The organism is Streptomyces sp. NPDC097129, from assembly GCF_055668065.1.
This window is the reverse complement of sequence record NZ_JBVOQE010000007.1, coordinates 29,435-43,080: the sequence shown is the minus strand read 5'-3', so window position 1 is coordinate 43,080 and position 13,646 is coordinate 29,435. Positions and strand designations below refer to the sequence as shown.

Sequence of the window (13,646 nt, the reverse complement as noted above, 5' to 3'; positions counted from 1 at the left end):
CTTTTCATAAGGGGTGTAACGGACCGAACCAGCGTACGCCAGGGGTCCGACACCGCTGACCTTGGCCTTGCCGCCCTCAGGCCGTGTACGCCCCCACCAGCACCCCCGCGAACGCCCCCGCGAGCAGGAACGGCCCGAACGCGATCGCCGTACGCCGCCCGGCGCCCCGCGCGACGACCAGGAAACCGCCGTACAGCGCGCCGAACAGGAAACCGGCGAAGGTGCCCAGCAGCAGCGTCGGCCAGCCGTACCAGCCGAGGGCGGCGCCCGCGCCGAGGGCCAGCTTCACGTCGCCGAAGGCCATGCCGGACGGGTTGATCAGGAACAGCAGGAAGTAGCCGCCGCCCAGCGCCAGACCGCCGAGCAGGGCCGTCGTCCAGTGCCCGGCGTGCTCGGGCAGCAGCGCGGCCAGGCCCAGCAGGACGGCGGCGGCGCCCGCGAGCGGCAGGGTGAGCGGGTCGGGCAGCCGCTGCACCCGCAGGTCGACGACGGCGAGCAGCACACCGACGGGCGTCAGCAGCAGCCAGACGAACAGCTCGGGCCGGGTGCCGGTGGCTGCGGCGACGGCGGCGCACAGCAGCGCGGTGACGACGGCGAAGGGCACCGCGTGCGGGCCGTACGACGCCGTGGCGGGCGGGCACTGCCGGCAACGGCCCGGGCCGAGCCAGCCCCGCACAGGGTGCCCGTGCGGACACGTCCGCCGCCAGCCCTCCTGCTCCTCGCCCTCGGCGGCCGAGGGCACGCTGAAGCGGTACGCCGCCCGGGGCAGCCGTGCGCCCGCCACCGCACCCCACAGCGCGGCGACCGCCGCCAGGATCAGGTCGTTCATCCGACGGCCGCGGCGCCCTCGCGCCACGTCGGCAGGAGTTCGTCGAGGAGGGCCTCGGTGCGCGGCGGCAGACCGCGGGCCCCGCTGCGGGTGACGAGGTCGGCGGCGAGCGCCGCGAGCCGCTCCGGGTCTCCGGTGGCGTGGGTGGCGCGCAGCAGCTCGTGCCACAGGCGCTCGTCGTCGGGGGCGGTCTTCAGCGCGGCGTTCAGCGCCTCGATGGCCCGCTCGGCGCGCTCCTTCTCCAGGTGGAACTCCGACAGCGCGAGCCCGATGTCGGCGACCAGCAGCGGCAGCTGGGCGTCGACGATCTCGTGCGTGAGCCAGCGGTAGCGGCCTGCGGGCCGGTCGGCGAGCAGCGGGCCGCGCACCAGGACGAGCGCGTCGGTGAGCAGCCGCCCGCGCACGGCGCGGCTGCCGACGCCGCGGCCCTGCGTGGCCTCGTGGTAGAGGGAGCGCAGCACGTCCAGGTCGGAGACGACCGACTTGGCGAGGACGAGCCGGCCGGTGGCGTCGGTGGTCAGGCGCGGCGTGCCGTCCGGGTCGGCGCCGAGCCAGGCGCGCAGCCGCTCCAGCATCGCCTCGCGGACGTCGTCGGTGACACCGCGCGGCCACAGCGCGGAGGACAGCACGCGCGGGTGCACGCCCTCGCGGTGCAGGAGCAGCAGGGCGAGCGCCTCGTGCAGCAGCGCGCTGCGCTCGTCGTCCGGCGCCTGGAGACCGATGATCTCGTACGACCCGACGAGGCGGGCGTAGACCGCGGGGCGGCCCTGCTCGCTGATGTCGACGAGGAACGGCGGGGTGGTCGTCGGCCCGTCCGGACCGCCGTGCTCGGGGTCGGCCGTGACGAACAGTTCGACGACGGCCTGCCGCAGTGCGGCGGGCAGCAACTGGGCGTCCAGTTCCAGGCCGAGCAGCGGGGCGCGCAGCTTGCCGTCGCCGGAGACCTCCATCTCCCAGGCGGCGCCGGGCATTTCACCGCTCTCGCTGCCCACGAGGTAGCCGATGCCGAGCCGGCTGGCGTCGGCGGCGAGTTCGGCGAGCCTGCGGGCGTCCTCGGCGGAGGGCTGGGCGGCGAGCAGGACGAGGTGCGGCGCCCAGCGGGCGTGCTGTGCGGGTCCGGTACGGCCGGTCAGCACCGAGTCGTGCCCGGCGGCGCCGAGGGCGCCGCGCCGCTGCCGGGTCTCGGCCTCCATGGTCTCCAGCAGGGCCTCGATGCCGTCGAGGTGGCGCAGCCGGTTGGGGGCGAGCGCGGTGAGGTCCTCGCCGAAACCGACGAGGGTGACGGTCATGCGGTCCGACCAGCCGTTGGTGGCCAGCTCGGCGGCCACGGAGGCGAAGACGGCGTCCCGGTCGGCCTCGCGGCCGCTGAGCGAGACGATGCCGGGCACGGCTTCCAGGTTGAGCAGGAGGCGGGAGTCGTCCATGGTGCCGAGGCTGACCAGGCCCGGGTAGGGCGCGGCGGTGTCGCTGTCGCCGTAGGACCGGGCGTCGCTGCCCGCCAGCACCCAGAACGTCTGGTCCTGCCCGAGCTGCCAGGGCGCGGGCGGCTTGCCGGAGGGCTGGGCGAGCTGCAGGTGCAGCTCGCCGCCGGTCAGCCACGCCGCGTAGACGACCGGCAGCGGCCGCGACTCGGCGGCGAGGGCGGCGGCGAGGCCGCGCAGCGAGCGGTCGAGGAGGCGTACGCCCTCGGGGTCGGCGCCGACGAGCAGCGCGTCCTGCGCGTCGAGCGCGTCACCGGTCGGCGTGGGCGGCTCCATGCCGCGCCCGCGCACCGTGCTGATCGCCGACTGCCACAGCGCCTGCCGGCGGCGCCGGCCGAGGGCGCCGAGCAGACCGGCGGCGAGGAGGGGGGCGCCGAGGAGGGCCTGGCCCAGCCGGAAGGAGGAGTCGTCGGTGCTCTGGTGCTGCTGGGCGTGCTGCTGGCCGTGCTGCTGATGCTGCTGGTCGGGCGCGGGCCGCTGCTCGGGCACGTGCCCGCTGCCGCTGTGGGCCCCGCCGCCCTGGCCACCTGCCTGGCCACCTGCCTGGGCGCCGCCTTGGGCGCCGCTGCCTTGGGCGTGGTCGCCGCCCTGGGCGTGCTGGCCGCTCTTCGCGTAGTCGTGGATCTGATGCTGGATCTCGGGCGAGACCTGGGCGGCGGGGTCGGCCATCTCGACGAGGTCGCCGCCGCGGGCGTCGCCGGGCATCTCCATGATCCAGCCAGGCCGGATGAGGCTGGCCTCCGACAGGCGGGAACCGTCGGGCTGGATCCGGTCCTTGTTGAGCTCGTAGATCTCCTTGTACCGGCGGCCGTCGCCGAGGTGGCGCTGGGCGATCTCCCACAGCGAGTCGTGGTGGCGGCCCTCCGGCGGCTGGATCCGGTAGTACTTCGTCTCCCCGTGCTTGGCATGGCTGTCGGCACGCGCGTGTGAGGCCTGCTCGGCGATCGCGGAGGCCGCGTCGGCGGTCTGCCCCTGCGTCTGCGCGAACAGCCCGGGCGTCTGCTGGGCGGCGGCGACGGCCGGCTTCTGGTTCCCCTCCAGGCTGTGCCCCAGCTGCGACAGCCCCGGCGTGAGGCTGGCGGCGGTGGCGCCGACGAGCAGCAGCGCGGCGACGAGCTGCCGAGCGAGCAGCTGGCTGGGCCCGGCACCGGGCACCCGCCCCGGCACGCCGACCCCCGACACCGCGGCCTTCACCTCGACGAGCACGCACGCGGTGAACTGCGCCCAGGCGAGCCACACGACGACGGTGAGGATGTGCAGGAACGTCTGGACGGTGATCTCCTGCTGCAGCCAGTCCAGGCTCGGCACACCGCTGGGCAGCGGCCAGCCGACCTGTGAGGCCAGCGCAAGGGGCACACCGACGACGAGCACGACGAGGGCGACGAAGGCGAGAAACGCCTTCACGACGTCTCCGAACGTACGCCGCCGCACCCGCACCGGCTGCGGAGTCCGGTTCCGCGGGCCCGTCGAATTGCCCGAGCTTCCCGTCGAGCTGGAAGTCCTGCGTCGCGCCATGGCGGATGTCCTGGGGTCGAGTGTGGAGGGGTGGTCTGGTGACGGTCTGGTGCGTGGGGGGGGGTGGGTGGTTCGAGCCTACAGAGATCTTATGGAGTGGGACCGACAGCGCGGAGGGCCCGGGACGGAACCGGAACCCACAGGGAGGCGCTGCACGGAGGATTGCTCACGAGGCGCCGGAAAAGCCCGAGTTGCTCCATCCCCAGGCCTGCGAACCTCGTCGCGGCTCCCTCACATGTCCGGCGCCTTCCCTTGACGTGCATCCGGCCGTGTTCAGACCTTCGCGGTGCGTCGCACTTGTCATCGCCCCGGTCTTCCGACCGGTCAGGCCGCGTTACCTGTTGAAGGGCCGTGCGGCGATGAGAGCCGGTATTTTGATCGGCGGGTCCGATCAAGACGTTGTGAGTGTTATGGGGGTAACGCGGTGTCCCACAGGCCGACGGACTGGCACATACTCGACCTGGACCAGGACCCGACTCCCGGTGATCCGCACCGCATCAAGCAACTTGCGGGAAAATTACAGGACTTCGCCGACGACGTCGGCGAGGCGCTGCGTGATCTCAAGGGTTTGGCAAAGGACCACGACGCTCTCGCTTGGGCCGGCAAGACGGCGAAAGTCTTCCAGGACGAGTTCTCGGACGCACCCAAGAAGCTGCGGAAGCTGAAGAAGTCCTACGAGCTCGCCGGCGACGCGCTCGCCTCCTTCTGGCCCGATCTGGAACACGCCCAGCAGGAGGCGGACAAGGCCCTGCGCGACGGACGCCAGGCGCAACACGACCTCGGTACGGCCCAGAAGGCGCTCGTCGGAGCCCAGGACTGGGTACGGACGGCGACCGGGAAGGCCGAATCGTACGATTCGAGCAAGAGCGCCGGCAAGGACGTCCCCAAGCCTGACGAGTCAGAGGTCCGCCGCGCCACCCGCGACGCCCAGCACGCCAAGGAACGGCAGACCGCGGCCCAGCGGGACGTCGACACCGCGCAGGGCACCCTCGACGCCGCGAAGAAACTCGCACTCCAAGCCAAGGGGCTGCGCGAGGAGGCCGCCCGCCGAACCGTGGCCAAGCTCCATGAGGCCTCCGACGCCGGCATTCCGAACCGGCACTGGTGGGAGGACGTCGCCGACTGGGTCTCCGACCACTGGGACGAGATCGTCACGGTGTGCAAGTGGGTCGTGACCGTCGTCGGCGTCATCGTGATGATCGTGGGCGGGCCACTTGGATGGCTCGTCTTCGCCGCCGCACTCGTGGTCCTGGCGGACACGGTGAGAAAAATGCTGAAGGGCCAAGCCGGGTGGGGTGACCTGCTGTTCGCCGCCCTGGATTGCATTCCGGCGACAAAAGGGTTCACCAGCCTGGCCAAGCTCGGAAAGCTGTGGAAGGCCGGTGGTCTGCGCGGTATGGCCGGAGCTTTCATGAAAGGCATCGGGGGCGGACTGCTCAAGCAACTCCGGTCCGGCGAAGGCCTCCGCGCCGTCTACCGGCCCTTCAAGGGCTCGGCCCGCCTGTTCGGCGGAACGATCCCCTACCGCGCCCTCTCACCCAAGGCCCGTCAGCTGGCCAGATCACTGACCAAGGGACCAGTCCGCATCTCGCCGAACGAAGTGAATATTTCTCACATGGCCGAACTGCAGAAATTCCACGGTGTCGAACACGCAGTGGTGCAGAACCCAGCCGGCGAAATGCGGCTCTTTCAAGGCGACCAGGTGACGACGATCGTCCCGAGGGAGTTGCGCGACGAAGGTTACAAGTTCACCGTGCACACGCATCCTGAAGATCGAATCCCCGGCCCACCGGACGAACTGGAGGCCGCGCGAGGAATGAAGAACAGCATGAGTCGCGACCTCGAGAACAAGCGGACGCCGCACATGGAAGCAGTCATCAGCCGTGACGGCAACGTTCGCTTCTTCGACAACAACGGCGTCCTCGAACTCCCCCAGGGAACCTACCCACCGGGTGGTCCGATCAGCGACCGAGGCGGGATCGTACCCGTCTCGGGCCTATAGTGACCGCGCCTCCTCCCACGCACTGCAACGAGCACAAGACAGGCAGCCAAGATGCCGGACGTCAACAACTGTCAGATCTGCGGAGCCCCGGCTCCGCCCCTTCCCGGACGCTGTGACGGCGTCACCGGATATCGCTTGATCCGGGACCCATGGGCACCGACTCCGTCCTTCCTGGATGGAAACCTGCACTTCTCCTGCATCGCCAAATCGGAGAAGAAGAGCGAGTTCCTCCGGGAGTTCACCCACATGCTCCGGGCAGGACATGAGGAGGTGGCCAGCCTGGACGGCTCCCCGCCTCCCCTCACCAGAATGGGGCTGAGCATGGTGGAGGTTTTCTCCGGCAGCGTCAGCTCCGTCTTCCAGAGCACCCTCACCGATCGCTGGATGGTGGTGAAGGCTGACGGGTCCTGGACGCCCTTGCGCTATCAGGACCTCCTGGACATTGCACGCGGAGCCGTACCTCGCTCGCCGTCGGACGTCACTATCTACCGCCTTCCTGTTGATATCGGAGACGATGTCCACAGTTACGGCCTGCGGGAACTTCTCACTGCACTCGGCGTCGCCGATCGCTATGGTCCTCCGGCCGAGCTGGACCAGATCGAGTACGAATGCCTGGACTACTATCCACCCAAACGCATTCTCGAGTATGCGACCCGGGCCCCCCTGGACCTCCCCGACGAGGCACGCGTGTTCCTGGCGCACCGAGCGGAGGGGTACACACCGGTTTCCTACGACGACGAGAAGGAAGCATGACCGTCTCGAACACCGCACCTCTCGGTGTATCCCTTGCGGTCCCGGAGTCGTGGTGGGAGTTCGACGCTCGGCCGGAGGCGCGCGATGCGACGATCCGCACACTCGTTGAGCAACGGATAGGCGTGACACCCGAACTCGCCCCCTATCGCTCCGACCTGACCGCCGTGCTCCGCAAGATGGCCAAGGACGCCCACGACTCCGGCGCGCTCTACCTTGGCTGCATGGCCGAGAACTTCGACGGTGTACCTCTGACGGCGACCGTCACCGTCTCCGTCGTCGGTGCGAAGGACAAGCAGGGCGCGGCCCTGTCCACCGACCCCGGCGCCATCGCCGGCACCCTGCGTGCCGTCACGCCCCGCCGGGAGGGCGACGCCTGGCGAAAGGTGACCACCGTCGACATCCCCGGAGTCGGCGCGGCGGCCCGGACCTACGGCGTCGAGGATGTGCCGGTGGCAGAGGGCGACACTCGTATGCTGCGCATGGTGTTGACACAGACGTACATCCCGATCCCCGGAACCACCGATCGGATCGTCCTCGTCTCCGGGGCGAGCCCGGTGCTCGACCTCGCGGAGGCGTTCCACGACATCTTCGACGCGGTGACGAGTACGTTCCGCTTCGTCTGACAGAGGAGACCTGGTATGGGCAAGGGTAAGCCCGATCTCGCGCTGCCTCTGGCGGAGTTGGAGGGTTACGGGGGTCGGCTGCGGTCCATCAAGTCGCGACTGAACCACACGAAGAAGCTCTTCGAGTCGTTCCGGGACGACATTGGCGACGCCAGTGTCAACGACGCCCTCGGCGACTTCGAGTCCAACTGGGAAGACGGACGCGAGGACATCACCCAGCAACTCGACGCTCTTTCCGACATGGCCGACGCGGTGGTCCGCGAGTTCAAGAAGCTCGACGACGACCTGGCGAAGAAGGTCAGCGAGGGCGTGAAGACGGAGGAACAGGGCGGGGGCAAGGGCGGCAAGTGACAGCGTCGATGACCGAGAAACCTCCCCTGACGCACTGAGCGGTTCGGAGACTCACAGCCGCGAGGGACCGCTCCCTGCCTGTCGAAGGAGTCACCCTTCATGGCGATCGACTACGCCCTTGACTGCGCGACGCAGTTGTCCCCGGTCGGCATCGCATCCCGATTGACCGAGATCGGCCGGCAATCGGGTGTCATTGACTGTTTCTGTGACATTCCGCCTCGGCAGGCAAAATGAGGCGTCCGATCAGCAGGACGACATGATCCGATTGGTGGCACCGCTGCTGCAGCGGATCGACGGTGACGTGGTGCTGCACCTCCAGTTCGAACAGATCTGGCTGCTCCGCCGGGACGGCGAACTGAGCCTGAACGAGGAGGACGACATCTGGCGACCGCAGCGCCTGGCTCTCGTACCGCAGCCTCACCGCCGCGAAACCCACACCATGGAATGAGTCCGCAGTGCAGTGCACGCTTCACTCTCACCACACGCCCGCGCGGAACGTCTGCTTCAGCGAGTCCACATCGTTCACCGCCTTGGCGGTCGAGCTGTCCCCGTTGCCTGAGCTCCCAGGTGCGCTGCAGGGGTGTTCGACGGCCGGCGCGCCGTGGATCAGGCAAGCTGAACGTCCGGCAGCCGTGACGCGGTGGCGCACCGGTGCATTCTCGCGGCCCGAGGCGCAGCGCTTCTCTTCAGCGATTCACCGACTGGATCTCCCGCACGGTCACGTTCTGCGTGGTGCCGAAGGTGCCTTCCGGCAGCGGACCACCCGGGTCGGTCGTGCTGGTCCAGCTGATCTTCCAGGTGACCGTGGCCCTCAGGGCGTACGAGCCGTTCGCACCCGTCGAGCGGAGGTAGCGGACGCCGCAGGGCGGGGTCTGGTTCGCCTTGCCCTTCTCGTACGGCTCACCGATGGCGCCGTTGACGAACATGCAGTCGCCGGACGCCGGGAAGGTCTCGGCGTCGCTCGTCCCGGGGTCGATGTGCAGAGATTCGGGTGTGGCGGTCGTGGTCGCCGACAGGCCGGTGCCGGGCAGGCTGGCGGTGACGGAGACCGGGTGGAAGTCGGCCTTGTCCAGCCAGATCCAGGTCGGCAGATTCACCGTCGACGGCCCGGCCGGCGCCGTCTTGACGTCGATGCCGGGAATGGGCAGCTCGTCGTAGGCGTACTCGGCGAGGACCTTGGGGCTTACGGCGAGGGGTTCGTTCTTCGGGGCCTGGCCGGCCGGAACCCAGAAGGGCAGCTTGTTGCAGGCGTTGGCCTCCGGGTCGTCCTTGCGGTTCGGGTTCTTGACCGCCGCCCAGAACATTCCCTTGCCCTGCTGGTCCAGGTTGTAGTTCTTGTACGGGTCGCCGTCCTTGTAGTACCCGTCGAGCATGTCTCCGATGGCCGTCCCGATACCGGTGAAGAACGGCAACGCGTCGACGCTGCGGATCGCCTTGACCGTCGTCTCGATCTCCTTGGGCGAGAAAGAGGGCTCGTACCAGCACGGCGGAGGTGTCCAGTTGCTGTTGCCCGGCGTGAGCGTTCCCGTCTTGGCCGAGTGGGAGCCGCCGCCGCCGTTGACCGTCGTGGTGACCTTGGTCTGCGCCTGGATGACGCCGCGCCTGGCCGAACCGCTGGCGTTCCCCTCACGGCCTCCCCCGCCGCCGATGCCGCCACCGGCGAACGCCTGGGACGGCACAGCCGTCAACGCGACCGCCACCGCCGGGACCAACAAAAGCCGGGACCACCGCTTGCTCCGCATCACATGCACCTCTTCGCCGCCTCGGTGGAGGACACGCTCGTGGTCTGCCAGACACCCTGGGCATTGCGCTCGAGGCGGGTGTTGTAGAAGGCGTAGTCGCTGGCCGATCCCTTGATGGAACGGTCCACCTTGCCCGTCTTGCGATTCTTCGGGTAGGTCTGCGTCCCGTCCTCGCAGTAGGTGACCGCGGCAACGCCTTCCGAGAGAACAGTGACTTCCCGGTCGTAGTAGCGGGCCTTGCCGACATAACTGCGGTTCTTGTCGTAGAAGCCCTTGATGAAGGAGTAGGACGTCAGGAGAGCGTCGCCCTTGGAGTAGAACGTCAGGGCCGGGTGCTCCTTTGCGTCCACGGTGATCGCCTCGGTGATCGAGTTGATGCGCCGCTCGTTGTCCGCCAGCACCGCGTCCTTCGTCGGATCGCCGGTCGTCTCCCCCTCGAACACGTTCTGGATGTCGCTCGGCAGCTTGATCTCCGGCCGCACGATCTTGCCCTCGCTCGCCGAAGGCGTCGGTGACGCGCCGGCCGATGCGCCGGTGTCCGCGCCCGCGATCTTGTCGTTGTCGGCGGAGTCCGAGCCGCCGCCGCAGGCGGACAGCAGCAGGACCGCCGTCGTCGTCAGGGCAGCCGCCACTGCCGTCGTCGTGCGTGTGCGCATCGGGTCGTAACCTCCGAGGGGGGATCGTTCACAAAGGGACAGCAATGAGGGCACGTCAGCCCACCTCGTTCTCCGCCACCGCCTGCCCGTGGACCACCACGTCGCCGCCGTAGAACATGCCGGTGAAGACCGGGCTGTACGTCAGCTGGACCTCGACCTCGACCTGCTGGGCGTCGGCCGTCACGCAGTGGGTCGCGGCGATGTCGGCGCCGGTCATGTCCATCTCGCGGGCGAAGGCCTTCACGCGGGCGTCGCAGTCCTGGTAGTTGATCGGCGCCGAGCCGCCCTGGTTGCCGTACAGGGCTTCCTTGTCGATGTCCTGGGCCGCGTAGCGCGCCGCCTGCTCGGCGATGTCGGCCGCGCGTTCCCGCTTGGAGATGGACAGGCCGCCGTCGATGACGAACGCCGACAGGGAGAGGAAGACGATCGCGAAGATGATGACCGCGCCGGCACCGGAGCCGCGGTCGTCGAGACGCCTCCGGCGCGACGCGATCCAGTCGCCCAGAGCGCCGCGCACGTCCGCTTCTCTCACCGCGCTCACCCCGCCTTCCTCTTGAACGGGTCCAGTGGAGCGGTGAACGAGCTCGTCAGCCGGGTCGGCACGTCCAGACCCAGCATGGCCAGACCTCGCACCTGGCAGCTCACCTCCACCGTGAACAGTTCCGCGTCCTGGAAACCGGCGCTGGTCTTGGTCACGGTCACCGGACCGGAACAGACATCCGTCAGGTCGGCCTCGGCAGCCTTGCGCGCCTCGGCCAGCGCGTTGCCCACGTCCCACTGCAGCGACCCCGCGCGCGCCGCGTCCCGCGCGGCCCCGTCGAGCGCTCCGCGGCCCTCGACCAGCTGCCCGAAGGCGACCAGCACCAGGATGAAGAGGATCATCACCGGGGCGAGGATCACGACCTCGATCGTCGACAGGCCCCGGTCATCGCGCCGGAGGCGTTCCCGGCGTTCCCTCAGGGAGGTCATCTACCTCTCCCCCTCCCTCACGAACCGCTCCACCGGCCCCACCGACTGCGCGTGCACGGTGAGGTCCAGGCCCGGGAACACCGTCGGGATACGGGCCGAGATCTCCACGCCGACCGTGTTCTGCTCCGGCTGGAGCATCTTCACGTCCGGCGACAGCACCAGTTGCGGGCCGAGCTGGCGGATGTAGTCGTCGACCACGTCACCTGCCTTGCCCCGCCACGCGCCCGGCTCCTCGTGCGCCGTCGCGCGGGCCTTGCGGGCGCCGGCCTGGGCGGCCGCCTGGGCCACGTGGTCGGCGAAGGAGTACAGCGCGAACTGCACCGTGGCGAAGATCATGAAGAACAGGACGGGCGTGAGCAGCACGAACTCGATCGCCGTCATGCCGGAGTCGCCCCGGGCGCCCGCCGTCTCGCGCGCGGACGACATCCTGCGGCGCACCCATCCGCCCACGCCCGTGCTCTCGCCCACGCCCACGTGCAACCCCGTCACCCCGTCAGTCCGTACGACCCGATGCGTCCGTACGACGGATCAGCAGGTCTTGCCCGCGTCCGCGCCCTTGATGCAGTCGCCGACCTTGTTGGCGCCCTCGCTCAGCGCGGAGTTGATGATCGCGGCCACCACGCCGACGATCGCCACGACGACCGCGGAGATGATGACCCACTCGACCGCGGAGGCACCGCGGTCCAGCTCGCCGGAGCGGGCGCGCTCGACGCGGCCGCGCAGGAAGGTGACCAGGAAGTCCACGGCGGGGATGCCGGTGGCGAAGTTCCGTCCGTTCATGGTGAGTTGTCCTCTCGAAGACCTGTCGAAGGCTGGCAAACGGTTGGCTGAAGACGGTGTGCAGAGGTGAGACGTGTCAGACCTGGAACACCCGCATCGCCGCCGGGAAGATCAGGAAGACCAGGAATCCCGCGCACAGCAGCAGCTGGGCGACGAGCATCGACTGCGACTTCTCGCCCGCGCTGCCCTCGATCTCGGAGAGTTCGCGGTGGCGCATGGTCTCGGCGCGGGAGGCGAGCGACTCGCGGACCTTGGCGCCGTCGTCGGCGACGAGTGCCAGGGAGGCCGAGAGGTCCTTCAGTTCCTCCACGCCCAGGTGCTCGCCGAGCGCTCCGAGCGCCTGCCACTGGCTGACGCCGGTGATACGGGCGTCGGCGAGGGCGTGCTTGATGCGCTGGTTGGCCCAGCCGTCGGAGATCTCCGCGGCCGCCATCAGCGCCTCGGGCAGACCCCGGCCGCCGGCGAGGCTCATCGACACCAGGTCGAGATACGCCCCGATGACGCGTCGCAGGTCGCGCCGCTTGTCGGCGGCGTCGCGCCGTACCTCCAGGTCGGGCAGGAAGAAGAACAGCGCGCCGCACATCAGCGCCAGCCACACCGGGATGATCGGGCTCCGGCCGAAGCCCAGCGTCCAGACCACCGCGAACAGCAGCGGGCCGAAGAACAGGCCCGCCACACCCAGCAGCGCCTTGGTCGCGAGGAACTTCTCCCAGCTGCGGTCCAGCACCGCCAGATCCGCGCGCAGCGAGCGCTGCTCCCAGCCCTGCTGGAGGTAGAACTCCGCGACACGTTCGCCGACCTGGGCGCGGAGCGAGCCGAACCGGCCGGTCTCCCGGGCCCGCGTCTGCGTCCCGTACGCCGAGCCGCGCGCCCGCATCGCGTCGATCCGGGCGAGCTGCTGCAACGGGCTGCGCCTGCTCGGCATCAGGGCGCGGACGAGGGCGTAGACGCCCAGGCCGAAGATCACGCCGATCACGATCGGCATCGTGAGGTTCACCGTCGTACCCCTTCCTCCTGCTGCTGGACGGGCGTGCGGGGACGGACGAACCGCACCGACGACTCGTCGCGCACCAGGAAGCGTTCGGGCGTCTCGATCGTGGACAGCTTGCGCAGCCACCAGAAGCCGAGCGCGAACAGGCCGCAGACGCAGGCGAGGACGAGCTGGCCGACCGGCGTGCCGTAGGGGGAGACGAAGTCCCGGTTGAAGATGGCCAGTCCGAGGACGAACGCGATGGACACCGCGACGACGATCTGGACCGAGCGGCGGGTCGAGGAGCGCTGCGCCATCACGCGCTGGCGCATGTCGACCTCCTCGCGGGCCGACTTGGCGAGCGCGCCGAGCACCTGCCGCAGACCGGGGCCGCGCAGCCGGGCGTTGAGGATGAGGGCCGCGACGATGATGTCGGCGGAGGCGTCGTCGATCTCGTCGGCGAGGACCTGCAGCGCGTCCGGCAGCGGGGTGCGGGAGCGCAGCCGGTCGACGAGGGAGTCGAGGTGGGGCCGCAGGGCGGGGGCGGCGGCACGCGCGGACGCCGGGATGGCCTGCTCCAGGCCGACCGCGCCGGCGATGGTGTCGCGCAGCGACTCCGTCCAGGAGGCGAGGGCCTCCACCCGGCGCATGGCGGCGCGTTCCTCCGCGGCGCCGCCGAAGAGGCGGTCCCAGAAGAAGACGAGGACGGCCGCGGCGGCGCCGGCCACGACCCAGCGGGTCAGCAGCAGCACGGCCAGACCGACGATGACCGCGAGCGAGCCGCGCTGCCCGGCGAACCGGATCAGCTCGTTCGCGCGCTCGCTCGCTTGCCGCTTCTCGTGCTCGGGCTTCGCGGGCAGGCCGCGGATCGCCAGCATGAGCAGCGCGAGTCCGCCGCCGACGGCGACGCCACAGGCGAGGGCGTACAGGACGGCCGGGGAGAACAGCCCGCCCATCGCGCCGAGCGAGCCGAGG

Annotated in this window: 16 protein-coding genes; 6 read left to right on the top strand and 10 right to left on the bottom strand. The window is 69.9% G+C overall.

The features are described from left to right. Positions 1–76: 76 nt before the first annotated feature. Positions 77–829 carry a prepilin peptidase gene (locus AC0B9F_RS20760; RefSeq protein WP_472004683.1) on the bottom strand — a complete coding sequence of 251 codons (753 nt, stop codon included), beginning with the start codon at positions 827–829 and terminating at the stop codon, positions 77–79. Next, entirely contained in the window at positions 826–3,825 is a 3,000-nt protein-coding gene (locus tag AC0B9F_RS20755; RefSeq protein WP_472004682.1) for a BTAD domain-containing putative transcriptional regulator, read from the bottom strand. Before AC0B9F_RS20755 ends, AC0B9F_RS20760 begins: the two co-directional genes overlap by 4 nt. A gap of 424 nt (positions 3,826–4,249) precedes the next feature. On the opposite strand from AC0B9F_RS20755, the gene AC0B9F_RS20750 reads away from it, so the two are divergent. The 6 genes from AC0B9F_RS20750 (at position 4,250) to AC0B9F_RS20725 (ending at position 8,002) form a co-directional block, all read left to right on the top strand. Beyond that, positions 4,250–5,827 carry a WXG100 family type VII secretion target gene (locus AC0B9F_RS20750; RefSeq protein ID WP_472004680.1) on the top strand — a complete coding sequence of 526 codons (1,578 nt, stop codon included), beginning with the start codon at positions 4,250–4,252 and terminating at the stop codon, positions 5,825–5,827. Between the two features lie 51 nt (positions 5,828–5,878). Further along, the gene (locus AC0B9F_RS20745) at positions 5,879–6,580 is read left to right on the top strand and encodes a hypothetical protein (RefSeq protein WP_472004678.1); all 702 of its coding nucleotides are present in this window, start codon (positions 5,879–5,881) and stop codon (positions 6,578–6,580) included. Then, positions 6,577–7,203: a hypothetical protein gene (locus AC0B9F_RS20740; protein ID WP_472004677.1), complete on the top strand. Its 627-nt coding sequence runs from the start codon at positions 6,577–6,579 to the stop codon at positions 7,201–7,203. Before AC0B9F_RS20745 ends, AC0B9F_RS20740 begins: the two co-directional genes overlap by 4 nt. A 15-nt stretch (positions 7,204–7,218) precedes the next feature. After that, the gene (locus AC0B9F_RS20735; protein ID WP_472004675.1) at positions 7,219–7,554 is read left to right on the top strand and encodes a hypothetical protein; all 336 of its coding nucleotides are present in this window, start codon (positions 7,219–7,221) and stop codon (positions 7,552–7,554) included. Positions 7,555–7,653: 99 nt separating this feature from the next. Beyond that, complete coding sequence (locus tag AC0B9F_RS20730) at positions 7,654–7,788, top strand: hypothetical protein (RefSeq protein ID WP_472004673.1); 135 nt, start codon at positions 7,654–7,656, stop codon at positions 7,786–7,788. Positions 7,789–7,810: 22 nt separating this feature from the next. Beyond that, a complete protein-coding gene (locus AC0B9F_RS20725) occupies positions 7,811–8,002 on the top strand; it encodes a SitI3 family protein (protein ID WP_472004671.1) in 192 nt (63 codons plus the stop codon). Between the two features lie 238 nt (positions 8,003–8,240). Here the strand turns inward: AC0B9F_RS20725 and AC0B9F_RS20720 are convergent, their stop codons facing one another. The 8 genes from AC0B9F_RS20720 to AC0B9F_RS20685 form a co-directional block, all read right to left on the bottom strand. Continuing rightward, positions 8,241–9,296: a hypothetical protein gene (locus tag AC0B9F_RS20720; protein WP_472004669.1), complete on the bottom strand. Its 1,056-nt coding sequence runs from the start codon at positions 9,294–9,296 to the stop codon at positions 8,241–8,243. Beyond that, positions 9,296–9,952, bottom strand: a complete 657-nt coding sequence (locus AC0B9F_RS20715) for a hypothetical protein (protein WP_472004666.1) — start codon at positions 9,950–9,952, stop codon at positions 9,296–9,298. The genes AC0B9F_RS20720 and AC0B9F_RS20715 overlap by 1 nt, the downstream gene beginning before the upstream one ends. Positions 9,953–10,007: 55 nt before the next feature. Next, positions 10,008–10,493, bottom strand: a complete 486-nt coding sequence (locus AC0B9F_RS20710) for a TadE/TadG family type IV pilus assembly protein (protein WP_472004664.1) — start codon at positions 10,491–10,493, stop codon at positions 10,008–10,010. Next, positions 10,490–10,921 carry a TadE/TadG family type IV pilus assembly protein gene (locus AC0B9F_RS20705; RefSeq protein ID WP_472004661.1) on the bottom strand — a complete coding sequence of 144 codons (432 nt, stop codon included), beginning with the start codon at positions 10,919–10,921 and terminating at the stop codon, positions 10,490–10,492. The genes AC0B9F_RS20710 and AC0B9F_RS20705 overlap by 4 nt, the downstream gene beginning before the upstream one ends. Then, entirely contained in the window at positions 10,922–11,347 is a 426-nt protein-coding gene (locus AC0B9F_RS20700) for a TadE family protein (protein ID WP_472005309.1), read from the bottom strand. Between the two features lie 102 nt (positions 11,348–11,449). After that, positions 11,450–11,701 (bottom strand): hypothetical protein, encoded by a 252-nt coding sequence (locus AC0B9F_RS20695; protein WP_472004659.1) that lies wholly within the window; start codon positions 11,699–11,701, stop codon positions 11,450–11,452. Positions 11,702–11,777: 76 nt separating this feature from the next. Next, on the bottom strand, positions 11,778–12,698 hold the full coding sequence (locus AC0B9F_RS20690; protein ID WP_472004657.1) for a type II secretion system F family protein: 921 nt from the start codon (positions 12,696–12,698) through the stop codon (positions 11,778–11,780). Further along, the gene (locus AC0B9F_RS20685) at positions 12,695–13,627 is read right to left on the bottom strand and encodes a type II secretion system F family protein (RefSeq protein WP_472005307.1); all 933 of its coding nucleotides are present in this window, start codon (positions 13,625–13,627) and stop codon (positions 12,695–12,697) included. The genes AC0B9F_RS20690 and AC0B9F_RS20685 overlap by 4 nt, the downstream gene beginning before the upstream one ends. Positions 13,628–13,646 lie beyond the last annotated feature (19 nt).

Excerpts from the sequence above, each read along its gene's own strand:
- AC0B9F_RS20760 (WP_472004683.1), bottom strand. The coding sequence starts at position 829 with ATGAACGACCTGATCCTGGCGGCGGTCGCCGCGCTGTGGGGTGCGGTG.
- AC0B9F_RS20755 (WP_472004682.1), bottom strand. The coding sequence starts at position 3,825 with ATGGCGCGACGCAGGACTTCCAGCTCGACGGGAAGCTCGGGCAATTCG.
- AC0B9F_RS20745 (WP_472004678.1), top strand. The coding sequence starts at position 5,879 with ATGCCGGACGTCAACAACTGTCAGATCTGCGGAGCCCCGGCTCCGCCC.
- AC0B9F_RS20740 (WP_472004677.1), top strand. The coding sequence starts at position 6,577 with ATGACCGTCTCGAACACCGCACCTCTCGGTGTATCCCTTGCGGTCCCG.
- AC0B9F_RS20735 (WP_472004675.1), top strand. The coding sequence starts at position 7,219 with ATGGGCAAGGGTAAGCCCGATCTCGCGCTGCCTCTGGCGGAGTTGGAG.
- AC0B9F_RS20730 (WP_472004673.1), top strand. The coding sequence starts at position 7,654 with ATGGCGATCGACTACGCCCTTGACTGCGCGACGCAGTTGTCCCCGGTC.
- AC0B9F_RS20725 (WP_472004671.1), top strand. The coding sequence starts at position 7,811 with ATGATCCGATTGGTGGCACCGCTGCTGCAGCGGATCGACGGTGACGTG.
- AC0B9F_RS20720 (WP_472004669.1), bottom strand. The coding sequence starts at position 9,296 with ATGCGGAGCAAGCGGTGGTCCCGGCTTTTGTTGGTCCCGGCGGTGGCG.
- AC0B9F_RS20715 (WP_472004666.1), bottom strand. The coding sequence starts at position 9,952 with ATGCGCACACGCACGACGACGGCAGTGGCGGCTGCCCTGACGACGACG.
- AC0B9F_RS20705 (WP_472004661.1), bottom strand. The coding sequence starts at position 10,921 with ATGACCTCCCTGAGGGAACGCCGGGAACGCCTCCGGCGCGATGACCGG.
- AC0B9F_RS20700 (WP_472005309.1), bottom strand. The coding sequence starts at position 11,347 with ATGTCGTCCGCGCGCGAGACGGCGGGCGCCCGGGGCGACTCCGGCATG.
- AC0B9F_RS20695 (WP_472004659.1), bottom strand. The coding sequence starts at position 11,701 with ATGAACGGACGGAACTTCGCCACCGGCATCCCCGCCGTGGACTTCCTG.
- AC0B9F_RS20685 (WP_472005307.1), bottom strand. The coding sequence starts at position 13,627 with ATGGGCGGGCTGTTCTCCCCGGCCGTCCTGTACGCCCTCGCCTGTGGC.